The organism is Candidatus Fokinia solitaria (assembly GCF_003072485.1).
Classification (GTDB): domain Bacteria; phylum Pseudomonadota; class Alphaproteobacteria; order Rickettsiales; family Midichloriaceae; genus Fokinia; species Fokinia solitaria.
In genome coordinates, this window is record NZ_CP025989.1 from 454,340 (window position 1) to 480,998 (window position 26,659).

Here is a 26,659-nt window from a genome sequence, read left to right on the forward strand (position 1 = left end):
TAAGAAACAAAATATTATGAATTAGTTTTATTAGAATATTCTTTTAATATATTCTCTCTAGACATTACGTCTTTTACTTGTGCTTCATGCTTATGAGAATTGCCGCTATATACCTTAAGTTTCTTCATCTGCGCATCAGCTAGAGGACTTTCTTTAGGCATCATCCTCTTCACAGCTCTATAAAGCAAACGATGCTGAAAATCGCCAGACATTATCTTACTCCATTTGATGCTTTTGATACCACCTGGATGATTTGTATGCCAAAAAAACTCCTCCTGCTCAAGCTTCTTTCCAGTCACCTTAATTTTATCTGCATTAATTACCACGACATTATCTCCGCAATCTATATTAGGAGTATAATAAGGTTTATTTTTACCGCGCAATATCAATGCAATCCTGGAAGCGAGACGTCCAAGCACAGCACCTTCCGCATCTATCAAAATCCAATCTTTCTTCACATAAGAAGGTTTGGCAAAAAAGCTTTTCTCCATATAACACACTTATAAACTTGTTTACACCATAGTACATTTACATACTAAATTGTCAATACGTCTGAATTTTATTACTGAGATTTATACCCTGTAGAACCAAAGCCACCATCCGCTCTATCAGTATCAGAAAGTGATACAGCTGCAACAGGTCTGCACGTAACTACGTTTGCAATTACCATTTGTGCAATTCTCATCCCTCTAGTAACGATAAAATCTTCTGTACTAAAATTCATCAATACGATTCCTATTTCGCCTCTATAATCTGAGTCTATCGTACCTGGAGAATTCAGAACTGTCACGCCATACTTCATTGACAATCCCGATCTGCTTCTAATTTGCGCTTCATAACCAACGGGTAATTCTATCGCTATTCCGGTACTTATCAGTTTTCTCGTCATGGTACCGATCACGACATCATTTTCCACAGCTGCATAAAGATCCATCCCTGCACTACCTATGGTAGCATATTGCGGAAGAGGTAAATCTTGAAAATGAGGCAATTTTAAAAACTTCACCTCTAACTTATCAGACATTTTTTCTAATTATGAAGTATTAATCAGTACTAATCTTTCAGTACGCTGAAAGTACCGAACTTTCTTTGAAATTCTTTTACCTGATCTACAGTCGCATCAACTGAACGTTCAGAAGTCCATGCTTGATGATTTTTAGCGGAAATACTCAATGTCATTTCAGAATGCTTGTATGTAGAACGTATTTGAAATTTCGTACCATCAACATCTTTCACTTCCACTACTTTATAGCTTGGATGAATAGAACTCGCGTACTTCACTTTCTGAGATTCTCCCTTTTTAGCAGTAGGTGCAGGAGCTTTCCCCTGCACTTTCGTGACTTTCTTTTTTGTATCAACCTTCTTTTTCATCACAATATACTATTTGAATGAGCAACGATCCGATGTATGATGACATACGTATCACTCTAATTCAAGGCTAACGTCATGATGCGCTATATTTTTGTATTATCTTTATTTTCTATCTGCGCATTCAGCTTTATCGGATGTTGTTCGGTATTCGTAGGTACAATCGCTGGAGTAGGTATTTATTCAGCAACAGAAAAAAGAACACTCGGCACTCAAGTAGATGATAAAATACTTACAATGGAAGTACGTGGCGTAATCAATAAAACTTGCAATGGTAGGTACTGCGATTTGCGTTATAATGCATTCGGAGGAGAAGTCGTAGTCGCTGGTAGTATCGATACTGAATATGCGAGAGACATACTAATAAGCAAATTGCGTAAGACTACTAGAGCTACAAAAGTATTTGCAGATATATCGATAGATAGCATTCAGCTAAACGAGAAGAATGGCATGCAAGATGCACTTCTGGAAAAAAATATCACACTGAAGCTGATGTTAGAGAAAAATGTCGAATCTGGACGGTATTCTGTAATGGTGCATAACAGAGTTGCTTATATATTAGGAAAAGCTGTTAGCAAAGAGGAGTTAGATCAAGTGATATTAGTTGTAGGAAATGTGAAGGACATTGAAAAAGTGGTGAACTATGCGTATGTATCGAATCGGGCTTAATTGAATTTTAGTGATGGCAAAATGTCAGAATGGGACACATATGAATTAAAATCGGAAATAAGTAAATTAAAATCGGAAATAGATGACTTGGAATCGAAAACATATAAATTAAAATCGAAAATAGATGACTTAGAATCGGAAATAAGCAGCTTAAAATCGAAAACATATAACTTAGAATCGGAAATAAGCAGCTTAAAATCGGAAATAAGCAGCTTAAAATCGGAACTGCAGGTAGCGCAAAGCCAAATAGGAAACGGCGGAGTATGGTTCGTTGTAATCTGTATTATAATTTACTTGTGCTGTAAATGAATTAAGATAAATTAAACTTTAGAAGATTTGACTAATTATACTCTATCTCACACGGCATGCAGGAAACGTGAAAGATATTGAAAAGGCGGCGCACTACGCATATATATCAAATTGTATATAGTAGTATAATAGTAATGGTATGTCTGAGAAAGAAAAAGAACAACACTCCAAGGTGGAGGAAAATGATGATGCTATTTCAAACGAGAAAGAGGAAATTATCAGTGAATTACGCGCCGAACTAGCACTTCTCATCGAAAAACTAGAAGCTACTACAGAAAAAGGTAAAGCTTTAAAGAATCTAAGAAACTTGAGAAAGCAACTCGAAGCGGAAATTGAGGGAGATGAAGTGCAGGATGAATTAAGCGCCTTCAAAACTCAACTTGAAACGGTAACTGAAAAGAATAAATCCCTAGAGGAGCAAATAAGTAGCTTAAAAGAAGGATTTTCTTTATCTTTAGCGGAAACAGAAAATCTAAGAAAGCGACATAAAATTGAGCTAGAAAAGGCAGGAAACGATTTTATATCGAAGTTTATCGGTGATATGAGTGAAGTTTTTGAAAACTTCTACAGAGCTAGGGAACATGCAGATGGCGGAGAGGACACAATACGCCTCGTTGCGGATGGCATTAAGATGAATATTAAGATATTTGAGGATACTCTGAGGAAGCATGGCATAGAACGTATTTTCCCTCAAAAAGGCGATTTATACGATTATCATAAGCATCAAGCAATTAGCACACTTGAGGACGACGCATATGCGCCTAATTCGATCTTAGAAGTAATGAGAGCAGGATACATGTGCAAAGATCTCTTGATTAAGCCTGCTTTAGTGTCCGTTTCTAAAAAAGCGGAAAATGTATGAATCATAAACACGATAGTATACTTGTCGCGGATGACGACTACGATATAAGAGAACTGATAAGCGGTATCTTGGAAAGTGCTGGTTATAAAGTGTTAAAGTGCGCAACAAGTGTTGAAGCTCTTGAGATAGTAGAAAGCGGCACAGTAAAGCTTGCATTGCTAGATATATGGATGGAATCTGATGAAGAAGACGGTATTGTAGCACTGAAACGGATAAAGAAAATGGTGCCTCTTGTGCCAGTAATTATGATAAGTGGACATGCCTCTCCTGAGATCTCTGCATTAGCAATGAAATTTGGCGCATACGATTTTTTAGAAAAACCATTTCGCCGAGAGAAACTATTACTAACTGTACGAAGAGCACTCGAAAGTTCAGAATTGACAAAAGCAAATATACTTCTGAAGAAGAGAGAAGCGGAAAACTCTTTTATAGGTAATAGTAAAGAAATCGTCAAAATAAAAAAACTGATAAATAAGCACGCAAATTCTGACGGAAGATTCATGATTACCGGTGCTATCGGTACGGGAAAGACATTAGTCTCTCAGTTAATACACATACTATCGGATTGCGAATTGCATAAGTTATATCATTTGAAAATATTAAAATCTGAAAGTAATACGGAAAAAGCTCTTTATGAGACGTGGCAAAAAGCCGTTGGTGGCACTTTAATCATAGAAGAGATAGATAAAATGCCGCTAGAATATCAGAAAAAGATACTGAACATTATCAACGCTCAATATGCTAGAGATGCCGCTATTGAAATGCAGGGTGATATTAAATTGATAGGTAACTCTAGAAGTACAGAGGAAGAATGTCGCAATAATATGCTTCCTGATCTATACGCAAGGCTTGCTACGTTTACCATTCACATACCGCCACTTTCGGCAAGAAAAGGAGACATCCCTTCACTCATAGAATATTTTTGGCACTATTTTTCCGATCAGTATAATGCTAATTTTGACTTCTCTCAATACAAAGGACTGCTATTGGAAATGCAAGATCGTAACTGGCGGTGTAATATTAGAGAATTGCGTCATAAAATAGAGGAGATAATAATCGCACTATCCTCAAACAGTACATTAAAAATGCCGGAGGATACATTCTTATCAGTGATTCTAAAGCAAAACTATAAAGAGGCTAAGAAAAATTTCGAAAAGCTCTACTTTCAACATCATCTCAATATACATCCAAATAGCTTATCAAAAGTAGCAGAATGCACAAAGGTAGACAGAGTGACGCTATACAGAAAATTAAAGGAATTTATGTAGCTATCTCTTCTCTTCGAAAGTAGAAACACTTCGAATTACTTATATAATATCGAGTAGCTTACCCTCTAATGAAGAAACATTACCTACAACAGAAAGTGCATATCCAGTACTTATGCTATTCACTAAGGTGCTTATTTCTGCTTTTATCTCATCCACAGAAATATCCTTCACCTTTGCTATTACCTCTTCTATTTCTATAATACCTTGAAACATAGCATACTCCGTTACCATGTGTGCAGCTCTCGCGGAAGAACTTTCTGACGATATGATAATAGAAGATAGTATTCTATTTTTCCCCTTCTCTATTTCTTCTTTCGTTACATCTTCCATCATCTTTTTCATTTCAAACACAGATTGCTCTATAAGCCGCTTTGTATTTTCAGGACTTGTTACACTATTGATCGTGAGATAGCCATATCGTGCGTAAGAATGTATCGATGAGTATACCGCATAAGCTAAGCCTAGCCTTTCTCTAATACTATGAAACAATCTAGAGGACATCCCTCCTCCGAGGATGATATTAGCGATCTTTTGAGTGTAATAGTTATCACACGAATATGATACCGCAGGTAGTGCTAAGCCAACATGCACCTGCTCCACATCTTTCACAATAGACGATGTTCCACCATGAAACTGTGGCGCAACATATAACTCAGGTGATGAAATGGCATTTTTCTTAATAGAGTGCAGCTGCTCCGTACTACATGAAGTGTTATCGCAAAAGAGTTTACTGACATTTTCTATTGCTTTTTTCTCATCGAAGTTACCGGATATACCTATAATCATTTGAGAACTGATGTAATGCTGCTTGTAGAAAGAAAGCATCGCTTCTCTGTCTATACCATCGACAGATTCTATTGTACCTCCGACTTTCATTCCTGCGCTTGTGCCTTTATAGCATATAGCTTCTAACTCTTCAGCTACTATGCTGCTAGGATCATCAGCATACTCTTTTAATTCTTCTTTAATGACATTTCTTTCTCTTTCCATCTCTTCGTTACTAAAAAGAGAATCTCTACACATATCTGCAAATACTTCCATTAGCGTGTAAAAATGCTCTTTTAATACTTTACCGTGATATACCGTCACTTCACGCGATGTATATGCATTGATCGAAGCGCCTATTCTTTCACAAGCTTCTGCTATTTCTTTTGCATTTCTTTTTGTCGTACCTTTAAAAAGCATATGTTCAACAAAGTGCGATATCCCGGAAATTTCTGTAGACTCACTATTTGAACCAACTTTAAACAGTATATAGAAAGCAACGCTATGCACATCAGTATGTACATCGGTCAATAAAGCCGCACCATTTGCAAATTTCGAAATCTTCTTATTTTGTAACATATATAGCTATGTTTTGATCAATATTATCAGTTGTACATTTTACTAGTATCGGAAACAACAACTTTTTTTAGAGTAGTATAAAACTTATAAGTATGACAAAATCTCAAATCTGAACAGGATATTCTCTCACATTAAAGAAAAAACAATTTAAGAGAACTGTAAGGATCATCAAACAATTATTGCTTACCAAGCTCAAGGAAAACTTGTATAACATACAGCAATGTTATACGTTATAGCCTACGGCATCTATATAGGGATGCATATTCAGAAATACGTTATGGAGAGATATCAGTATTTATATCGTGCATGAGTTACTTTATTACTATCGAAGGAGGAGAAGCAGTAGGAAAATCTACGCAATTACAACTACTTTCCGAAAAGTTAAAAGAACGTAATTTCAGCACATACAACACAAAAGAACCGGGAGGAACGAAGATTGGAGAAGCAATCAGAAGAGTCATGTTGAGTGAAATGGTATCAGATCCAATCACTGAAATGTTCTTACTGAGTGCATCAAGAAGAGAGAATGTAAAAGTAATACGAGAGCATCTAAAAAATGAAAAGGTAGTACTATGTGATCGCTATATCGATTCTTCCGTCGCTTATCAGATTACCGTCAAGGATGGAGATTCAGATATTATCTCAAAGATGATAGAGTACTCTACGGAAAATCTGATACCGGATTTGACAATAATATTAGATCTAGAACCTAAAGTTGCTATGGAGAGAATTGCATTAAGTACATCTCATAATAGCGTATACGATATGCAAACTTACGAATTTCACTCAAAGGTCAGAGCTGCATTCTTAAAAATATATGAAGAGAATAAGGGTAAAAGAAATATCGTACTACTGAATAGCGCTGAAGATATTAATATAGTAAGCGATACTATATTGAATGAAGTGTTGAATTTAATAAAACGTAACACAGAAAGTATAGAAAAATTACTCATAAACAAATAAGAAAAATAATACTAAACGCTTTAGTATACTCTCTTATTATTGGAAAAGGATATGTGAAAAAGCAGCAATATTCTTATGTTTCTCACAAAGAACAAAGGAGTACTCACATCTTTTCTTAGAGTATCTGAGTGAGATAACTTCTCGCTTCATACTCTCATATAAAAATCACTCACAAAAGAACGTCAAAAGCTTAATGAAATTGAATTTTTAAGCTTTTTTACATTTCTTCCTCAATATGAAGTAATGCGAGAAAAAATTACAGCAAAGACAAAGTTGCAAAACAATAGCTACTCTTTTCCTTTCTATCACTGGCAGTTTTCACTACTGCCTCATGTCTATTTTCTCTTTCTCTTACTCGCTATAAGTTCTTTTTTTCTAATTCTTATGTTAGCAGGTGTAATTTCTAATAACTCATCATCTTGTATATAAGAAAGATATTCCTCTAAATTCATCCTTCTCGCAGGAGTTAATCTTATATTTTCATCGCTACCTGCTGCGCGTACATTGCTCAGTTGCTTACCTTTTATAGGATTGACATCGAGATCGCCTTCTCTATTACATTCACCTATAATCATCCCCTCATACACCTTATCTTTTGCACCTATGAACAGACTGCCTCTTTCTTCTAAATTGCATAATGCGAATGCGACTGCTTCTCCACTTGCCATTGATATTAATGCACCATTTCTACGTCCTGGCACTTTACCTCTGAATCTCTCATATCCGAAGAAACAATGATTCATGATGCCGGTGCCTCTAGTATCATTTCTAAATTCGCTTTGATAGCCTATTAATCCTCTTGTAGGCACTTTCAATATTAATCTCGTTTTGCCATAACCTGCCGCTTTCATCTCCAACACTTCACCTTTTCTAAGAGAAAGCTTCTCTATTACTACTCCTGTATATTCATCTTCTACATCTATCACAACTTCTTCTACAGGTTCTAATTTGCCATCTTCATCTTGCTGCATAACTACTTCCGGCCTTGATACCGATACCTCAAAACCCTCACGGCGCATATTCTCCAAAATGATACTTAATTGCAACTCTCCGCGACAATACAGTATAAATTTATCACCTCCATCATTTACCAATTTAATCGCTACATTCGTTTCAGCTTCTCTTTCCAATCTTTCCAATATCATGCGAGAAGTTAATTTACTTCCTTCTGTACCTGCAAGAGGCGAGTCATTTACCGATATTGTCACCGACATAGTAGGTGGATCGACAGGTATCGAAGCAATTGGAATCATGTTATTAATGCTACATATTGTATCTGAAATAGTTGTTTTTTGCACACCAGCAATGCATACGATATCTCCTGCAGCTACTGATTCTACAGACACTTTATTTAAACCATGAAATTCAAACAGCTTTTGCAACTTAATATTCTCCACTACTTCTCCACTCAAATTTATGCTTTTTAGCGTAGCACCGACTGAAGCTACTCCAGAATATACTTTTCCTATAATCAATTTACCAAGATACTTATCTGAGGATAGTATAACGGATGACATGGTAAATTCTTTTGTAGATTCATCTACAACAGGATGAGGCACATAATCCCTCATTACATTAAAAAGATCATCAAAATTTTGCGTTTTTATATTCACATCTAAAGTAGCCCAGCCATCTCTTCCTACAGCATATAATATTGGAAAGTTAAGTTGTTCATCAGTGGCATCTAATGCCATGAATAACTCCACTATTTCATCTAATACACCATCTATTCTTCTATCTTGTCTATCAATTTTATTTACGACGACAATAGGTTTGAGGCCTACTTTTAACGCTTTCGACAGTACGAATTTCGTTTGTGGCATTGCCCCTTCGGAAGAATCGACTAATAAGATAACGCCCTCTACTACTGATAACACGCGCTCTACTTCACCGCCAAAATCAGCATGCCCCGGAGTATCTATTAAATTGTACTTTATTCCATTGAAGACAAGAGAGGTACACTTAGAAAGTATCGTAATACCTCTCTCTTTCTCTAGATCATTATGATCAACTACCACACTATCCATACCACTTTGTACAAGCAATCCACTTACTAAAGTAGTTTTACCATGATCTACGTGTGCTATCACGGCTACATTTCGAATATCTTTATAATTCATTTCGTCACAAAAACAGTTTTTAAATCTACAAATGTCAAATTTTAACTAACTAAAAAATCTCATCATTTAACTCTATGGAATACACATTTTTCATGTACTCGCCTACACTACTGTTAGCTTTTATAAGAGTCATAACATAATCTGCTAATTTCTTATCTTTTGCAAACATATAAATTGAATACGAAAGCACCTTTTTATCAAATGGATTATTCACAAGCGTACCTCCGTTTAGTAGCCGATGATCATTAGAATCATTTTCTATTACACTAAGTGCGCAAGTTCTGAAGCTTTTCTGAAGCTCTCTAAACGGCATATTAAGCATAATCAAAGCGACTTCACCATTCTTCTTACATACCTTTTCCAAAGCGCTATAAGCATCTACTTCACTTCCTGTATTATACTGAATGTTTGACAGATCTAAACGCTCAAACACTTCTTCAGAATTATATAAAATGTTAGCATTTTTTAAACTACTAATATCAAACGCTGCGCCATCATCATATTTCACAATGAGTAGCTTCTCCACATATAATAAATTTTTACTTGTATACGTCACTGTACCGCTACTTTCAGTGCCTATAAAAAACGTGCAATCGTCCCGCTTCTTCAGATCTGTACTGGATTTTAAACGCACTACATTATAATCATTAGACGTCTTATCTTTGCCGATAGCATTTTTTTTTGCACTCAGCTTTATGAGATCCGCTAACTTTATACTTGCGTCTGCATTATCTACTACACATATATTAACGGCTGCAGAACATGTTACGCAGGAATACAATGTGAAAAGTATCGCAAATTTCAAAATCTTTCCAGCAAACATCTAACCGTAGACTCTAATTCGACCAGCATCTATACTGTATACTACATATTTAAGCTTTTAATAACAACACATATAACAAATGAAATGATCTTAAGACTCACTAATTCGTATAGCGGTAAATTAGAATCTTTCGTACCTTTCGATCCTGCTAACATTAGTATGTATGTTTGTGGCCCTACGGTATATGATACTCCTCATATAGGAAATCTTAGATCTGCAGTAATATACGATCTGCTTTTGAGAGTGTTGCTTTCTCTATATCCTAACGTCACTTATGTGAGAAATGTCACAGATATAGATGACAAAATCATATTAAAAGCAATTGCGCTCAATACTTCAGCATCTGACTTAGCGTTAGAAATGGAAAAGAAGTATAAGTATGACTTAAAGAGGTTACACTGCTTAGATCCTCATTACGAACCTCATGCTACCGCGCATTTATCTGATATGTTCGATGTAATACACATACTTTTAGATAAGAAATACGCTTACCAAAATGAAGATGGTATTTTCTTCAATGTAAATTCTTATGAGAAATATGGTGCTTTATCTCATAGAAAGATCGACGCAATGGTGCAAGGCATCAGAAATCAATTCACAACACAAAAAAAAGATATTGCAGATTTTGCATTGTGGAAAAGTGAAAAGCACGGAGAGGAAAAGTATTCGTTCGATAGTCCTTGGGGAAGAGGTAGGCCAGGATGGCATACAGAATGCGTAGCAATGAGTAGAAAGTATCTTGGTAATTCATTTGATATACATGGTGGTGGCGCCGATCTGCTATTTCCACATCACGAAAATGAATTAGCACAGGCAAAATGTATCAATTATGATGCGCAATACGCTAGATATTGGCTGCATAACGGATTTATTACGGTAAAAGATGAGAAAATGAGTAAAAGCCTTGGGAATATAGTATCGCTGGATGATGTAGAATTACCGATAATATTCGGCAATGTAATGAGGTTTTTCTATTTATCAGTAAACTATAGAAAGCCGCTAGATTATAATGCTATAGCTATTAAAAATGCATTTAGAAACGTGTACAAAATCTCGATAGTGGTAGATTCGTTACTAAACAATCAAATTATACAAAAATACTTTCAAAATCGCAGTTATAGCCTTGAAGATGTCACTTTTAAGAAATGGCAGGAAGAATATAATATCTCACAAAAATGTACGGAAGTGCTAAAAGCATTATGCGATGATATGAATTCACCACTTGCTATATCTTACATACAACGAGAAAGCACGTTACTACATCAGAAGGCGCGTGCATCATCGTTGCATGCTGAAGAATGTATCACTTTTCTATCATCATTACTTCTATTTGGCTTCAGTATTAAAGAGTTTGTGGAAATCAAAGCATTTGTAGAGAAAATTGAAGATACCGCACATATAAGCCGTGAGAAACTGATACAACTTGCACAAGAAAGGCAAGCTTTCAGAAATGATAAGCTATGGGCGCAAGGAGATCAGATAAAGACTCAAATAGAGGAAAATGGATATTCAATATCAGACCATGAAGATGGAAGTTTTACACTTCACAAAAAACTGTGATACAACCATCCTCTAAAGCGAAAAACGATATCCATCTGTTGCTACTTCGGCACGCCTCCTATTTCTTTTCCTAAAAGAGATGTTATACTGTTTAGCGATAAACTCCCTTCGTAGTGAAGTACATTATCTTTATCAAGCACCATAAGATAAGGCACAGAACCAGAGTATGTCGGAGTAAACTGATAAACAAACTTCGCTATGCTATCCTCATTGTCAAAAATAAAGAATTTCATGTTTTTTCCTTTCTTAACTTTTAAAGATTTAAGGAAATTTTCGGCATACTCGAGATTTTCATCAAGCGATATAAAATAGAACGCTTCCTTAGTTCTACTTACTAAGTCAGCGACTGCTGGTAATCTATCTTTGCAATGTCCACACCATGAAGTGAAAAATACGACAAACTTCTTCTTATCGACTTTAAATTCTTCACGCACATCATCAAACTTCACCACCTGTAGAATACTCTGCTCAGCGAAAGCCATGGCATTACAACATAAAATGCCAATGCACAGCAACATGCATGTAAAAATACGCTTCATTGTCTTATACATTAATCGTTCAGTATACCATCGTACACTATATTATTAATAGTATCTATAACGCATATAATCAATATGTAAACATACATTTGAATATTCATCAACTACTAAGGCTATTTACCTACTTCTTACCATCACCGTCATTCTTTGCCTTTCACTCTATCTACTATTCGATTAACTCCTCTTAACACTATGTCACTACTGCCTCCATACGGGTCTACAATCTTATCAACAATACGTAATAATTGTTGCACGAATTCTGTTCCCATATGCCCTACTGCACATAACGCAATCCCCCCTTCTACAGCAGCAAGAGGCAAGAGAGTAGAAGAACCGACTGGAGAATGAACAGTGAGTAAAGGCACCCATGAAGTTACAGGAATATGAAATACTAGTATTTTCAGTTGATACACAGCATCACATATTGTGAATGATAAAGCGGAAAGTATTATTGTCGTAATTACAACATCTATTAACGTAACTCCTGCAGATAGTACTACGTTGTACAAGGCGAAGCATATAAATTTCTTTCCGTATTGATAAGCCATTGTTCTTGTAGATGAGAACAGCAAACAAATAGCGAAAAGCGGCATAGGCGCTGTAACAGCCGCAAGACCTATTACGAGATAAATGTATGTCAGCATTGTAAAGCATACTAAAATCAAAGAGTACACAAGTCCTGCAACCATTACGCCAGCAAACATTAAGCCTGATAAACCAATGCCAGCTAACGACCATACCTTTAACCAAGTATTCTGCGAAGTCAGTACATACCATGTCTCAAGCGTAACCTCGAATATGCCATTTAAAGAAGGAGTATATTGATACTTTCCATCAACAGATGAAATACTTGGAGTAACATAACTTGCTGCTATCACTCCACTACATATACTTGTTCTCGCTACTAACTCGCTTAACGTAGAATTTTTCGAGCCGGACGTTACAGTATTTTGCAATATGGTATTTGGCTGCACTAGAAGTACTACGATTATTAATCGCGCAATAACTGCCATTACCTCTGAGGTAGTAACTTTTGTAGTGCCTGCTAAAAAACCTATACCCGCGACCATTATAGCAATTATTATAATAATTGGAATATATCGAGAAATTACTGTGTTAGCGCCATTCATTATAATCCAAACTGCACCAATATCAGTATTACTCGCACTTTCTTGCGCAGTAGATTCATTGCTTTGCGCGATAGAGCAAATATTACTACCAAACATTAATGTAAGTAATTTTTTAATGACCTTTTGTGGCCACGATATGTTTTGAGGCGCCGTACCATTGCTTAATGTAGCACTTCCACGATATCCTTGAGATATACCAATATTATACTGCCCTGTTGGAGGGTAAGTAATATATCCATTACTGTTTATTGTTGGCTTATATAGTTTAGGATCTAGTCTGAAATATATATTATAGTTGATATCTGCATCTAGTGTGCCTTCTCCAATATTTTCTCCTCCAATACCAGATTCACCGATAGTAACCATACCATTTGAAATATTAGTTACTACAAAATTAGACTTTGCGCCACCAATAGAGATAGTATTGGACGTCGCGCTAGCAGCCGCACTGAGATCGTTCCACTGTAATGAATCTGTAGATATACTTGGATCTGCTATTGCTATCTGCAATCCTTGACCGTTCACTTGAGGATTACCACACCATTGAATGGTAGCTTGATATCCACCGGCAAAACCTAAATATCCAGTGGAGGAAGAAGAGTTATAACATTGAGCTGCTTTAAAACTATGTGAAGCGGACTGCGGTGGAGCAGAAAAATCGTTTCCCTGCACATAAGTTGATGGCATTTGTATAGAAGGATTTGGCAAAGTAGTATTGATCTTACCGCTAAAGGTATATACTGGCAAACCTGGATCAAGTACATGTTTGCAGTGAAATACATCACCTTTCTCTTCCTTTCTATCTTGCGATTTCGTACCTGTTTGTATCTTATAACCTGTCTGCTGGACAGAACCATTCAATCCAAGTATTGTTTGCTCCGATTTCGTACAAAACTCAAATATTCCGCTACCTTTTGTTCTACAGTACTTATAACTACCACAGCTATCATTTGATTTTGAAGAAAACGACATCATTGTAAGAGGATTAGCTGTACCTTGAGATGATATTGTAAGTGCTGTCAGTTGTTGCAATAAACTTGATATAGATATACTAACAGATGGTGGTAATTTCTTACATGAAGATACCGCTGCATTGTATTGCAGCAGTACATTAGTGGTTGTAGAGGCATCTCCTATCATCACAGCATATACAAGATCTCTCAAATCTGTAATATTATTCTGTAGAGGCTCAGTATTACTCCCTGTTGTATTTAGCGTTCCAAGCGGCATTAATAATCCATTCTCATTATAGAGTATTCCAGTTACAAACACATCACCTCCCCAAGTGACGGAAAAATCATCTCCTGCTTGTAATGGTATAGCTTCTTCACTGATGCTTCTCGCAATTGGTACTGCGGGGCCATTTAATCTCCACTCTGGAAAACACCCTACTATAGGATTTATAAGATTTGCTATATTATCACTGTTAACTTCAGATACTATCGTATTTAATGTGTGACTTGTATTAGCTTGCGGATTATATATATCACTACCATATATGTAGCTTAGATCAACATTATACAAGTAAGTCACTACATTACTCGTACCCATAACACTGCTATTGGCAATAGTTGGCTGAGAGCTTATAAGACCAGCAAAACATGGATGCATCATATTCTGTTGCACAGCACTTGAACTTATAGTATTTGAACTCGCAGTACTTGAAGTTACAGTACTTGAAGATGTGCCGCTACTAGATGACTGTCCTAAACATGATTGAAAACTATCAATATCCGGACACCATTCTCCCATTGCACTTGCATCACTCGAACTAGTGCCAAAATTAGTAACAGCATTAATAGCCTTTGCTGCAAAGCTAAAATTCAGAGCACGATTATATATATTATTATTAATAGCATTTGCAGCAGCATTTCCACCCGTTACCGCTTCCGGCGCTCTTTGAAATAAATTCGACATTATCGGAAGTAATGTAACGTATAAATTGCCATTCGGACAAACGGTACTATTCTTTTCGAAAGTAATTTTCATCTCCATTTCGCTATATTTAGCGCCTTGAGGATAAGAAAACGTACTTGAAGCTTGTTGCGGAGGAGGAGTATAATCCGAAGACAATAAGACTGCATTAGGACATCCAGCAGCAGAAATAGCATTACCATAGTAGTACTGCGACACTGTCTCACTTGTACCAGTACAATCGTATGTACTACTACTAGTACTTTTATTATATTGCGAAGCACATATCGTACTGCTATCTGATACAATAATAGAATCTGCTATTTCCATTACTGGATTTCCTACGTAAGGTAATCCCTGCACACAATACGAATAGCATGCAGAAAAATTTTGCTGATCTATATCTTGATTAAAAATACTGCAATTGCTGTTGCAAGAATCTTGACATCCATGCGGAGTTACGACCATTACCTCCTGAGGTAATGCACGATTGTCGTATCCAAAAATGCATTTTGAATAAATCGATAACTCTTCTCCTATTGAATATCTAGGAAGTACTATACAGCCGATAAAAAACAACGCAAAAAAGCACTTCCACTCAAGCAGGTATTTTATATATGACAAGAGCTTGAAAAATCACCGCTGATGTACTAGATTGTAGCCACACTTTGTGCAATGCGCAATATCACTATCGGTATTGTCTGCACGTTAACAGATTATTGTATAGAGGATGTACGAGAGTTCTTATTATACAGATGAGCAGTATCGCAAGCCCTGCATACTGGTAGGTCAAAAACGCGAAACTACGGGAACTTCTGATGCAAAGAAGCTACGCAATGAAGGCGCAATTCCCGTAGCTGTATATACAAGAGAAGCAAGCGCTTTGTTATTTTCCGTTTCGCAAAAAGAATTGGAATTAGCAGTAAGTAAGAGATTATTGGATTCGAGAATTTTGTACATCAAGGTAGACGGATCTGAGCAAGTTGTAAAATCCGTTATAAAATGTGTCCATAGAAATCCGATTACAGAACGCATCATCTCTTTGGAGATGCAGAAATTCTCTGATGGTGAAAGAATTCGAATGCCGCTAAATGTAAAAGTCATAGATCATTTGCTTTCACCAGGAGTAAAAAAAGGAGGTTTTCCATACTTGCATCATAGAACTGTAGATTGCTATTGCGATTCTGCAAATATTCCTAATTACGTTCAGCTAAGCGTAACAGGTATGGAAGTAGGAGATGTAAAATATTCATCTGATATAGTATTACCAGATGGAATAACGCTTTCTACTTTCAATAATTTGCGCGTTCTCACTGTATACGGTAAAAAAGGATAATGCCATGGCCAAAGAACTCTTAAAAGAGCTTTTCACAAAGGGATGCTTTTTGTTCTTGGATAAAGCACAAGGGTTCTCGTCACATAATGCTTTGTACTCCTTGCGGAGACTTGTAGAAGATCTGTGTCTACCAATAAAATTAAAAGTTGGACACGGCGGTACACTGGATCCTCTCGCCTCTGGCATACTACTTGTTGCAATAGGAAAAGCCACAAAACTTCTAGAATATTGTCCTTCTTTTAGAAAGTCATACGATTGCATTGTGGAGTGGCAAAAAGAAACAGATACAGATGATGCCATGGGAAAAGTAGTAAAATCATGCGAACAAGTTCCAACTGAAGAAGAGATAGTGAGGATTTTACCATCTTTTAAGGGTACTGTCTCTCAAGTCCCTCCTGATTTCTCGGCAATCAAGGTAGATGGAGTAAGGTTATATCAAAAAGCTAGAAATGGTCAAAAAATCACAAAAAAACCGAGACTTGTACAGTGTTACGATATAAAATTGGAGAAAATTATCGCACAGACAAAAGCGAGGTTTAAAATAGAGTGTGGAAGTGGATATTATGTACGGTCTTTTGCAAAAGAAATAGCAAGAAAGCTCAATACTTATGGAAATGTGCATGCTTTACGCAGAACAGATATCGGTACATTTACCATCTCAGATACTTTATCTCAAAAGTTCATTTACACGCTATGGCGAGGGATAAAAGACGCTACTTTAGATAAAGAACTTACAGAATACGGCTTACACCTGCTATGTAAAAGTCTCATACCTGTAAGTACATTATTTAATCACTTCTCTCACTACGTATATGATGGCGATTACGATACTTCCTTTCCACTTGATTACACTAAGTTACGTATAACACATCAGCCTCCATCGACTATATCACCACTTATCGGCGATTATTCAGAAAAAGCCGTTTTATTCTCAAAGCAAAATGAATTGATTGCCGTCTTAAATATAGTTGATGATAATCTTAAGGTAGAAAAGCTACTCTTCTAATTCGAAGATTTTCGTTATTTTATCTTCTCATCACACATCTTTGCAGCTAGACTGCAGAATGCATAATTTAGTGCTAATAGATTATTTCTTTGAATAGAAAAATTAGAATACTCTCACCGCAATCTATTAGTAAGATTGCTGCAGGTGAAGTAATAGAGAATTCGCTATCAGTGATAAAAGAGCTTGTAGAGAATTCTATAGATTCCAAAGCAACTGAGATCGTTGTCACAGTTAAAGATGCAGGAAAGTCTTTTATATCAGTTTCCGATAACGGATGTGGTATTGAAAAAGATGAATTGCATATGGCCTTTATAAGGCATGCCACTTCAAAATTACAAGATGATAGTATTTATGATATACAATATCTTGGATTCAGAGGAGAAGCTTTAGCCTCCATACTTGCAGTATCTGATATTACAATCATAACAAAAACTGAAGAGGAAGATCATGCGTGGGAGTTATCTCTTTCTTCATTATCAGACGAGAAGAATGCACTACTCAACGACAACACGATCACAACAGAAATACAGGAAAAAATATCAAATCTCATTACTCCTAAAAACAGAGCAAAAGGTACTACAATTGAAGTAAAAGGACTGTTCGCTCCTACACCGAATAAATTGCGATTTCTAAAAAATAATAATGCTGAATTGCATAGCATATTGCAGTTTATGCACTCTATTGCTCTCGCATACCAAAATTGCAACTTTAAACTGTTTTCTGAATCAAAATTACTATTCGATACTACAAGAGATCAATTCGATGATGACATTTTGAAGCAAAGGATAATCGATATATTTGGCAACGAATTCACAAATAATATCGCTAAAGTTTCGTATACAGGATTTTCAAGAGAGATAAAAATAAACGGATATGTAACAATTCCTACTTATACTCCTTCAATAAGAAAGCAAAAATCCATTATCTTCGTAAATGGAAGACTCATTCACGATTATAGTATAATCTGCTTTATCAAAGCAGCTTACAGCGGATTAATTGCGAATAACCTCAAGCCACTCGCGATACTTTTCATTGAAATTCCGCTACAAGACGTAGATGTTAATATACATCCTCATAAGACGGAGGTAAAATTCAGCGATATAACTTCCATAAAAAATGCCGTAGTAAATGCGGTACGTGAAGCGTTATCTTCTCCGTACATCGCTCAATCTCTGACAGAAAATCAGCTATATTCAGGTTTTGATACATCTTATAACTTAAGTAATGAATACGAAGCGCGTGATAGCTATAAACATAGCAATCAAGATAAACATGAAAGTACATTGCTACCTCTTTCAGCGCGGTATCCAATTGAAGATTTCACAGCAATGAACAAAGCAATCGAGGAGAGGATTACAGAGTCACAACTAGATGATAAACTATATTACTTTGGCAATCCTATATGTCAGATATCAAACTTGTTTATAATTTCTTATAACTCAAATACCGATGATTTATTTGTAATAGAACAACATGCAGCACATGAAAGAGTAATGCTGGAAAAAATGAAAGATGCACTCCTTCACAAAAAAAAATTGAAGATGCAAAATTTACTCTTACCTATTTCTACTGAGATATCAGGTACAGAAGCTATGATCATACTTGAACAGCACGATACATTGCTAAAATACGGCATCAAAATAAAGATGATGCAAGATAAAATACACATTGTAGGTATACCGATTATATTACAGATTCTACCAAGCGTATCTCCACATGAAAAAGTGATTCAAATTCTAAATCATGTAATACAAAACTCAGCACTAGTAAAAGAAATTAGCGAAACTGCCATTATAGAGATATACAATGAAGTTGCTTGCCATAGCAGCATCTTAAAAGGTAAAAGCTTATCCAAAGAAGAGATGTGTATACTATTACGAGAGATGGAAAGATACAATTTCACCGCACAATGTAATCATGGACGTCCAACATACATAAAGATAACACATGACTTTTTATTAAAGATATTTCAAAGATGATAACTCTATGCTTATTGAACAAAAAAGCATTTCTTAGTATCATTCGGTAGTAGTTTTGGCTTTGCTGCTTTCAATGAACAGAATTTTCACACTATTCGCATTACTGATAGGTGTTCCCTTCTTTATATCTGGTTGTGGCAATCATGATGACGATACAATATCAGTTGCAGTATCATCTCACTTACCTCCTTTTACTTTCATAGAATACGGACAGCTGAGAGGATTCGAAATAGATTTAATTACAGTCGCAGCAAGAAAGATGGGCAAGAGTGTAGCAGTAAAAGACGTTGGCACTTTTGATAATATGTTTTCTTTCGTAAAATCTGGAAAGGCTGATGTCGCAGTCGGTGCAATTACTATTGAAGATGCACAAGCAAATTCTACCTTCCACTCAATCTCTTATATGTCAGGACAACTAGGAGTAGTGTTGAAAAAAGGAGTCTCGCTAGACAATATCAACTCTTTTATCGGAAGAAATATATCTACGCAAGAAGGTGTGATATATGAAAAATGGGCTAAAGAAAATTTCCGCGACTCAATTATTACAAAAAGAGGTAATCTCAGAATCTCTGCTGAAGAATTAGAAGAAGAAAAAATTCAGATGATTGTCACTAACTTACATACCGCTTGCAGAATCTCAAGACGTAGTTATTGGCTATATTGTGAGAGTATACCAAATACTACGCATGAATACGTAATAATCACAAAAAATGATGATAAATTCATAAAAGAATTAAACGCAACTCTTCATAAAATGCAGGAAGATGGAGAAATGGAGACGATAATTAAAAGATGGAGGATGGATGCAGAACACCAGTGCGTAAATAGCAACGTCAATTAATTCACTTACATCGAATAGAGTATCTCACTAAAAATGAGGCGCACTATGGCTTTTTGAATGAAAATTGTGTAAGGTATCCTTCAAGTTTAGATCTTCTTGTTGTGCACTTTTATGTTCCTCTCCTTTTTTGCACGCATTTTGCCTGTATTAAGCATTATTTTGATAGGCTGCTCGAATGAAGGTGCAGTAGACATGTATCAAAACTCTTATGAAGGTGGAGTAGCAATACCAGGTAAAGTGATATCTGTAAGAAAGGTTATGATAGGAAATAAAAAACAAAATAGCACCAACAATACTATCGCAGGAAGTGCAGTAGGAGGCCTTGCTGGCGTAGGACTTGGACATAGTCCGGAAAGCGCATTATTAGGCGCTGTAATGGGAGGCGCTATCGGATATGCAGCTTCAGAAGCAGCAAGTGGTAATTATGATGGAAGCGAATACGTAGTAAAAATTGATACATCAGCTTTAAATCAAGAAGCAGTTACAATGGGAGGAAGCGCATTTCTTAGCACTGTTAATGCTATAAAATCAACAGGCTTAGTAGTGGTAGCGCAAAAAGATCGTCCAATCGCAGTAGGACGAAAGGTGTACGTTCTCATTGCAGGTAGTGGTAGTATGCGTGTGATTCCAGCAGAATAATAGAAAGAACACTTAGCGTGATTAGCTTTAATATACTTTTGCCATAAACTGCCTACTGCAAAAAACGACTTGTGTATCATAATCAGTTTATGATCACTGAGGTCGTGATTTTGCGGTACATGACAAATCAGCAACGCAATGCACTAACGGCACTACTGCAATCTTTTGTTATACTATTAGCATTTACCTTTCTCTTTCATGTCATAAAACATTTCTTTGAAGATAAGGAAAAATATAGTAAAGCAGTTTCCTTATTCAAGAAATGTGAAAACAAGATATCGACACTGACTTTTCTTCTATCTGTACTTTCAAAGGTATATAAGAAGAAACAAGTTGTATGTGCTCATAAATATTCTCTATTAAATAAATATTAATATCAAAATTTAACCTTATAATATCAGCTCTTCTTTCCTTTCATAAAGCTATACTATAAGCAGTCATTTCTCGCTTTCTACTTTGAAATAAAGCGCAAACTAGACTTTATATCGCATTTAGTATAATTGAGTTCTTCCACGCGATATTCCATAGGAAAAGAAGCACAATCCTACCTTGCCGATAATAATTTGATTCGAGAATGTTTTTTTAGTGCAATACCTTCACCATTTCTGCATATCAGAAATTCGTAATAAATACACACTTCACTATTTTTTTTGCATCTCAAGGATTCTACTAATAATAAGCACAATGCCTTTGATCTTTCGATAAATCTCATTAAACTCCATTATCGAATCAGTGCGGCTAGACTGCCATTTATCTCCGCAGTATCAGATCTTATCATAAGAAACGAAGAAAATATTACCCTCTTCACTGTTTTATTGAGCATTAGCAACAATATATGAATACGCAACAAAAAGCACAACATAAAGCAATATTAGCGCAAGATAAAGCTAAACAAAAACAAGAGAAGAGTAAGGTAAAAAGCTTTTTGCATCTTTGTTTTCTGATATTTTTCTGTACGTATCATAACTTGATTTTAGTAGCATTCGCATTTGCGACGTCAGATATGATATACAATCCTCTTGGCCATGTGATGGAGGAGTATAAAGAACAACAAACTAGAAACTTAGCAGTACTAACGCAGGCATTGCAGATGCGGCGTCAAATGGAAGCAGATAGGCAGTATGAGGCGGATAAAGAGCGAGAGCTTGAGCAGTACAAAGCGGAGCATGATGAGATTGTAGCAATGCATGAAGCGGATAAATTGCAAGAAAAGAAGCAGCATGATGAGATTGTGGCAATGCATAAAGCGGATAAAGAACAGCAACAAGACAATTTTAATAGGAAATTTTTATATAAAAGGATATCAGGCGCTAAAGAGGAATCACGAAAACAAGAGGTAGATCGAGTTAAAGCGATTGATGATCTGTTGGGCCTAATTAGCGCTTATGATAAAGCGAAAATTTTAAAAGGGCAGAATTTAGAAACTGGCACACTCTTTACCAATCGAAATAAAGCGTACAGAGATGCAAAAGATGTATCGGTAGATACAAAACTCATGTTTGGCGGATATGATTTTTCTACTCCAGACACTAATCGTCTTGTGCGTAAAGCTGTTATCAAAATAAATAATTGGCTTCGGATTCCTTATTACGATATAGGCCTTACTACAGAGTATGTGATATATATCGAAGCAATAGCTAATCAAATAAAGTACTATAGTCAGTTTTTAAGAGAAGCAAGCCCTGGACATTATATCGATAGAGATGTGGAATTTGCTGCTTCACATTTGTCTGCAATAACTAATAAAATAGAAAATGGCATTACTCTTACGCGAGCTGATTGGAAGCGAATGCAACAAGCAGTCAAGGCATTAGAAAATTATGCTGATAGAGTTGTGCGAAACATTCAAAATGAAGCACGGACAAAATATGGAAAGTCAGAAGATGCGGGTGTGATGCAAATGTATAATAATGTATTTGGCAGCTCAGATCCTGTGCAGTGAGAAGAAAACGAGGCTACATCTTTACTCAAATAATATTAACTTTCTAGAACGCAAGCTAACAGCGCGCCTATAGCAGCGAATAATGGCATCGTGCTATGAATGATGAGGATATATCGCTTCCTTAATAGAAATGTACTACCATCAATTAGTAAGATATCAACAAGCAATTTTACACACTAGCAACAGATGATAGATAGATTAACAAATTAAGAGAAGCGAAATAGCACAAAGATGATCTGATAAAGGAGGTAAATTAAGTAAGAGACTTATTAAATCTTTAATGACATCGGAAGACTTATGCACAAGAATTTTTCAATAAATACACTTCGTAATGACATAACTGCAAATATTAAAAGAAATATGAAAAAACACTTATCGAACTTGAGCCACAGCAATGTGCTATGAATCTTACGATATAGAAGTAGATGAACTACCAAGGAGTAAGTTCGATGCTACAGCAATGCGCTATGAATCTTACGATATAGAAGCAGATAAACCACCAAGGAGTAAGTTCGATACTATAGCAATGCGCTATGAATCTTACGATATAGAAGTAGATAAACCACCAAGGAGTAAGTTCGATACTATAGCAATGCGCTATGAATCTTACGATATAGAAGTAGATAAACCACCAAGGAGTAAGTTCGATACTACAGCAACATGCTATGAATCTTACAATATAGAAGTAGATGAATCACCAAGGAGTAAGTTCAGCGCTATAGATAACAGCAAATTATTATGTAATATAGCAAAGTATAGTTAGAGAGTATTTAGATACCTAACAGAACTATTAGCATCGCCGATAAAGAATTGGCGCAACAGCGAAAAGCTAAGTAATTCAGCTAGATCAGTACGTAATTTTCGATATACGCTTCGTTACTCCCTCTCTCATCGCAGCATCAAATGTTTGACACATCACTAGCCATATCAAGATACACATTGCGCCTAAATAAGACAAACATGAACAAATATGACTGTACTAGAAGAAGTGTACGGCACTTCTACAATAAAATCGCACAGCACGAAAACCCTAATTAGTAACTTTCGCACTTTCTTCGCGTCAATCCTCTCTAAAAAATACCGAAGTACTATCTTGAATATAACTCGATAGTTAGTTGAGGGTCTACAGTCATAGGATACGGCACTTCTGCAAGCAGCGGCTTCCTAATAAACGTTACAGAAGAGTCAGCGCCATTAAATGTGATATAAGAAGGCCTGACTTTCGTTTCGTTAGATAATGCTCCCTGCACTATTTGCATCTCCAAGGCTTTTGGCGTTAATTCAAGAATGTCCGACGGTTGCAAAAACGCACTGCCAACATTTAAATACTTTCCATTCACTTTTACATGCTTATGAGATACTAACTGCCTTGCCGCTCTCATCGTAGGCGCATACTTGCTTCTATATACAATAACGTCGAGACGAGATTCAAGCAAACCTATCAAATTTTCTCCTACATCACCTGACATTTTTGCAGCTTTTTTATAGATTCCTCTAAACTGTTTCTCCGTAATATTACAGTAATACGCCTTCAACATCTGCTTCGCTCTTAACTGCATGCCATATACGGAAGAACGTTTATATCCGTTTCTTCCGTGCATACCAGGAGGATAATTTCTCTTAACATACGCATCATCTGCTTTCTCAGTCAGATTTGCTCCAAACCTCCTAGATGCTTTGCACTTCGTTGTATTAATTTTTGTCACGACACCGCCATGAATATTCACATTCTGAATAGCAAGATAATAACTCATTACTATCAAAAAGCAATACGTTTCCGGCAAAATGCATACTTAAGAATGCTACTTTTAAGCAGATCTAGTCTTTAGATTTTTTCGCAACGTTCGAGAAGGCAGTTTTTTCTTTGTGCTCTCTTTCATTTTATAGATAGCTTACTTCTCAGCTTTTACTATGCCGTAAAACAATAAAATTCTTTCCATCACTAAAGACATAATGATATTGTACCCTACATTTAGTGCTGTAATAATCTCATCCATCAAGATATTCATCACAAGTACGAGGGAGATCATATCGTCATTAAAGTGTAAATACTTCTCTAAGAGTGGTACAGAAGCTAAGCTTATAACACCACCTCCAGGAACAGCAGTCATCCCTACTCTCATTAAAACGTAAAAAAAGTTAAATTCCAACCACACCGCTAATGATGGCAGAGTACCATGAAACTGATAAGATAAAAAAGAGAAAAGAACGGCGTTAAGTATACAATCGCCAATTTGTTGCACGCCAATAGTAATCGGAATGATAGAACGTACTATATTAGGTATTTTTGCGAGTTTTGCTGCACTTTCTGTAACATATGGAAGCGCGATCATACTGCTTGAAGAAGTAAACGATATCATTATTGGATATGATATACTTTTGAGAACTTCTTTAATCTCAGCATATTTCATACGTAGCACTGCTAAAAGTAGTAAAATGAAATATGTCGCAGAACAACTCAAAGCTATTGATAAAAAGCCTAAAAGCTCTCCTATAAAAGATAAAATATCTCTTTGACCGAAGTTAGCAATAAATGCCATAATCATCACTATTACCGCTTTGGAAAAAAATGTACGCATCATCCAAGTCATGCAATGCATCGCACTTTCCAATATCCTTTCTGCATCTCTATACTGATAGATCTTAGCGACACGACCAATAACAATACCAAGTACGATAAATATCTTACTATTCCAAAAATTCGGTATCGGTATTCTAAAATCAAACAGCAAGTTCATAGCTTTAGACGCAGTAGTACAAGTGATGGAAGCACTAAAATACGGTAGTAGAGGTGCGCTAAAAAAATATGAATACATTACAGCGACAAAATTGGAAATACACTCCAGCAATACAACCGCAAGCACAAATAAAGTGGCATTACTTTGCACTTTATACATAGCATTCGCTAGTAAAACAAAGACTAGTACTGGTATAAAGAGCATCACCAAATTTCTGATGTGCAACGCAAGCGTATACACAATATCGCGAACGATATCAGGTATTAGCGAAAAAAAGCATGAATAGCCTACTATCAGCAATATGAGAAAGAGACTCTTAAAAGGCAAGAAACGAATGTAACGAGTCATTAAAACAAGAAGAACACATACATAACTTAGCCATCAAACATAAATAAAAGCAGCCTAAAAGATATACTTCGTGGTGCCAAAGATAGGAATTGAACCTACGACCTACTGATTACGAATCAGTTGCACTACCACTGTGCTACTTTGGCACTAATCTCTCCTTCCGCTTACAAATCTAAGAAGCTGCAGCACATTAATGAAGAGATTGATGAAATCCATATATAACGTCATAGCACCATAAACTGCAACTTTTTCCGTCATCGCAGAATCTTCTCCTCCAAGTACATAGTATGTATCTCTTACTCTTTGAGTGTCGTATGCTATCATGATAGTGAATACTAACACACCGACAGCAGATAAAACATAGTACATCGCAGAGCTTTGTAAAAAGATGTTTATGACAGATGCAATTACCATTCCAATTAATCCCATTACTGCAAACGAACCGATACCGGAAAGATCACTCTTCGTAGTATATCCGTATATACTCATTCCTCCAAACATTCCAGTAGTGATGATAGCTGCGCGCATCGCTAAATCAACGCCGGAGGCAATGCTAATTATTGAGACAGAAACTCCTATAGAAGCTGCTAATAGCCACAACATAGTACGCACCTGAGAATGCGACATTGTCATAAATTTCGCGCTACTATACCAACCTATTGCGAGAGGAGCAAACATAAACACCATATAAAGTGGAGTGCCAAACAGCAACCGCTGCAAAGGCGGAAGCAACATGATGAGAAAAGCAACAAAAGCCGTGATCCCTAAAGAAATAGCCATATCGCGATATACCTTTATCATATATGCGCGCAATCCTACATCATAAGTGACAGAACTTGCATGAGAGCTTCTAGCATTCTCTACATTTGCATAGTAGCGCTTTTCATAACGACTCATTGTTTTGGCAAAAATATTAAATGTTTTTACAAGTTGATGTTAACATATTACATACAGGAAAAAA

24 protein-coding genes and 1 tRNA gene are annotated in these 26,659 nt (G+C 36.1%); 13 read left to right on the forward strand and 12 right to left on the reverse strand.

Annotated features, from left to right (window positions below; genetic code table 11):
- Positions 1-14 precede the first annotated feature (14 nt).
- From rplM to rpmE, 3 genes are all read right to left on the reverse strand, one after another.
- Positions 15-491, reverse strand: coding sequence for a 50S ribosomal protein L13 (rplM, locus tag Fsol_RS02130; protein WP_108673252.1), 477 nt, complete (start codon positions 489-491; stop codon positions 15-17).
- 71 nt (positions 492-562) lie between these two features.
- A complete protein-coding gene (gene dut, locus Fsol_RS02135; protein WP_108673253.1) occupies positions 563-1,024 on the reverse strand; it encodes a dUTP diphosphatase in 462 nt (153 codons plus the stop codon).
- A 29-nt stretch (positions 1,025-1,053) separates the two neighbouring features.
- Entirely contained in the window at positions 1,054-1,371 is a 318-nt protein-coding gene (rpmE, locus tag Fsol_RS02140; RefSeq protein WP_108673254.1) for a 50S ribosomal protein L31, read from the reverse strand.
- A gap of 75 nt (positions 1,372-1,446) precedes the next feature.
- Here rpmE and Fsol_RS02145 point away from each other — a divergent pair, with 75 nt between their 5' ends.
- From Fsol_RS02145 to Fsol_RS02160, 4 genes are all read left to right on the forward strand, one after another.
- Positions 1,447-2,037 (forward strand): BON domain-containing protein, encoded by a 591-nt coding sequence (locus Fsol_RS02145; protein WP_108673255.1) that lies wholly within the window; start codon positions 1,447-1,449, stop codon positions 2,035-2,037.
- A gap of 21 nt (positions 2,038-2,058) precedes the next feature.
- Positions 2,059-2,346 carry a coiled-coil domain-containing protein gene (locus Fsol_RS02150; RefSeq protein WP_145958116.1) on the forward strand — a complete coding sequence of 96 codons (288 nt, stop codon included), beginning with the start codon at positions 2,059-2,061 and terminating at the stop codon, positions 2,344-2,346.
- A 139-nt stretch (positions 2,347-2,485) separates the two neighbouring features.
- Positions 2,486-3,208, forward strand: a complete 723-nt coding sequence (locus Fsol_RS02155; protein WP_108673257.1) for a nucleotide exchange factor GrpE — start codon at positions 2,486-2,488, stop codon at positions 3,206-3,208.
- Complete coding sequence (locus Fsol_RS02160; RefSeq protein WP_108673258.1) at positions 3,205-4,476, forward strand: sigma-54-dependent transcriptional regulator; 1,272 nt, start codon at positions 3,205-3,207, stop codon at positions 4,474-4,476. The genes Fsol_RS02155 and Fsol_RS02160 overlap by 4 nt, the downstream gene beginning before the upstream one ends.
- Positions 4,477-4,515: 39 nt before the next feature.
- On the opposite strand, the gene Fsol_RS02165 is transcribed toward Fsol_RS02160, so the two are convergent.
- Entirely contained in the window at positions 4,516-5,820 is a 1,305-nt protein-coding gene (locus Fsol_RS02165) for a M16 family metallopeptidase (RefSeq protein WP_108673259.1), read from the reverse strand.
- Positions 5,821-6,126: 306 nt separating this feature from the next.
- Here Fsol_RS02165 and tmk point away from each other — a divergent pair, with 306 nt between their 5' ends.
- Positions 6,127-6,783 (forward strand): dTMP kinase, encoded by a 657-nt coding sequence (gene tmk, locus Fsol_RS02170; protein ID WP_108673260.1) that lies wholly within the window; start codon positions 6,127-6,129, stop codon positions 6,781-6,783.
- A gap of 335 nt (positions 6,784-7,118) precedes the next feature.
- Here the strand turns inward: tmk and typA are convergent, their stop codons facing one another.
- Both typA and Fsol_RS02180 read right to left on the reverse strand, forming a co-directional pair.
- Complete coding sequence (gene typA / locus Fsol_RS02175) at positions 7,119-8,903, reverse strand: translational GTPase TypA (RefSeq protein ID WP_108673261.1); 1,785 nt, start codon at positions 8,901-8,903, stop codon at positions 7,119-7,121.
- 49 nt (positions 8,904-8,952) lie between these two features.
- Complete coding sequence (locus Fsol_RS02180) at positions 8,953-9,726, reverse strand: hypothetical protein (RefSeq protein ID WP_108673262.1); 774 nt, start codon at positions 9,724-9,726, stop codon at positions 8,953-8,955.
- Between the two features lie 84 nt (positions 9,727-9,810).
- Here Fsol_RS02180 and cysS point away from each other — a divergent pair, with 84 nt between their 5' ends.
- Positions 9,811-11,286 carry a cysteine--tRNA ligase gene (cysS, locus tag Fsol_RS02185; protein WP_108673263.1) on the forward strand — a complete coding sequence of 492 codons (1,476 nt, stop codon included), beginning with the start codon at positions 9,811-9,813 and terminating at the stop codon, positions 11,284-11,286.
- A gap of 41 nt (positions 11,287-11,327) precedes the next feature.
- On the opposite strand, the gene Fsol_RS02190 is transcribed toward cysS, so the two are convergent.
- Both Fsol_RS02190 and Fsol_RS02195 read right to left on the reverse strand, forming a co-directional pair.
- A complete protein-coding gene (locus tag Fsol_RS02190) occupies positions 11,328-11,825 on the reverse strand; it encodes a TlpA family protein disulfide reductase (protein WP_158521619.1) in 498 nt (165 codons plus the stop codon).
- A gap of 140 nt (positions 11,826-11,965) precedes the next feature.
- A complete protein-coding gene (locus tag Fsol_RS02195) occupies positions 11,966-15,493 on the reverse strand; it encodes a hypothetical protein (protein ID WP_108673265.1) in 3,528 nt (1,175 codons plus the stop codon).
- 106 nt (positions 15,494-15,599) lie between these two features.
- On the opposite strand from Fsol_RS02195, the gene Fsol_RS02200 reads away from it, so the two are divergent.
- The 7 genes from Fsol_RS02200 (at position 15,600) to Fsol_RS02235 (ending at position 23,375) form a co-directional block, all read left to right on the forward strand.
- Entirely contained in the window at positions 15,600-16,205 is a 606-nt protein-coding gene (locus Fsol_RS02200; protein WP_108673266.1) for a 50S ribosomal protein L25, read from the forward strand.
- A gap of 4 nt (positions 16,206-16,209) precedes the next feature.
- Complete coding sequence (truB, locus tag Fsol_RS02205; RefSeq protein WP_108673267.1) at positions 16,210-17,211, forward strand: tRNA pseudouridine(55) synthase TruB; 1,002 nt, start codon at positions 16,210-16,212, stop codon at positions 17,209-17,211.
- An 89-nt stretch (positions 17,212-17,300) separates the two neighbouring features.
- Positions 17,301-19,190, forward strand: coding sequence for a DNA mismatch repair endonuclease MutL (gene mutL, locus Fsol_RS02210; RefSeq protein ID WP_108673268.1), 1,890 nt, complete (start codon positions 17,301-17,303; stop codon positions 19,188-19,190).
- Between the two features lie 73 nt (positions 19,191-19,263).
- Entirely contained in the window at positions 19,264-20,031 is a 768-nt protein-coding gene (locus tag Fsol_RS02215; RefSeq protein WP_108673269.1) for an ABC transporter substrate-binding protein, read from the forward strand.
- Positions 20,032-20,142: 111 nt separating this feature from the next.
- Positions 20,143-20,670 (forward strand): hypothetical protein, encoded by a 528-nt coding sequence (locus tag Fsol_RS02220; RefSeq protein WP_108673270.1) that lies wholly within the window; start codon positions 20,143-20,145, stop codon positions 20,668-20,670.
- 835 nt (positions 20,671-21,505) lie between these two features.
- The gene (locus Fsol_RS02230) at positions 21,506-22,612 is read left to right on the forward strand and encodes a hypothetical protein (protein ID WP_108673272.1); all 1,107 of its coding nucleotides are present in this window, start codon (positions 21,506-21,508) and stop codon (positions 22,610-22,612) included.
- A 394-nt stretch (positions 22,613-23,006) separates the two neighbouring features.
- Entirely contained in the window at positions 23,007-23,375 is a 369-nt protein-coding gene (locus Fsol_RS02235) for a hypothetical protein (protein WP_108673273.1), read from the forward strand.
- 325 nt (positions 23,376-23,700) lie between these two features.
- Here Fsol_RS02235 and rpsD read toward each other — a convergent pair whose 3' ends face one another.
- From rpsD to Fsol_RS02255, 4 genes are all read right to left on the reverse strand, one after another.
- Positions 23,701-24,396, reverse strand: a complete 696-nt coding sequence (gene rpsD / locus Fsol_RS02240) for a 30S ribosomal protein S4 (RefSeq protein WP_158521620.1) — start codon at positions 24,394-24,396, stop codon at positions 23,701-23,703.
- 108 nt (positions 24,397-24,504) lie between these two features.
- Positions 24,505-25,698, reverse strand: coding sequence for a cation:dicarboxylate symporter family transporter (locus Fsol_RS02245; protein WP_108673275.1), 1,194 nt, complete (start codon positions 25,696-25,698; stop codon positions 24,505-24,507).
- A 71-nt stretch (positions 25,699-25,769) separates the two neighbouring features.
- A tRNA-Thr gene (locus tag Fsol_RS02250) sits at positions 25,770-25,844 on the reverse strand.
- 1 nt (position 25,845) lies between these two features.
- Positions 25,846-26,595, reverse strand: coding sequence for a Bax inhibitor-1/YccA family protein (locus Fsol_RS02255; RefSeq protein WP_108673276.1), 750 nt, complete (start codon positions 26,593-26,595; stop codon positions 25,846-25,848).
- Positions 26,596-26,659 lie beyond the last annotated feature (64 nt).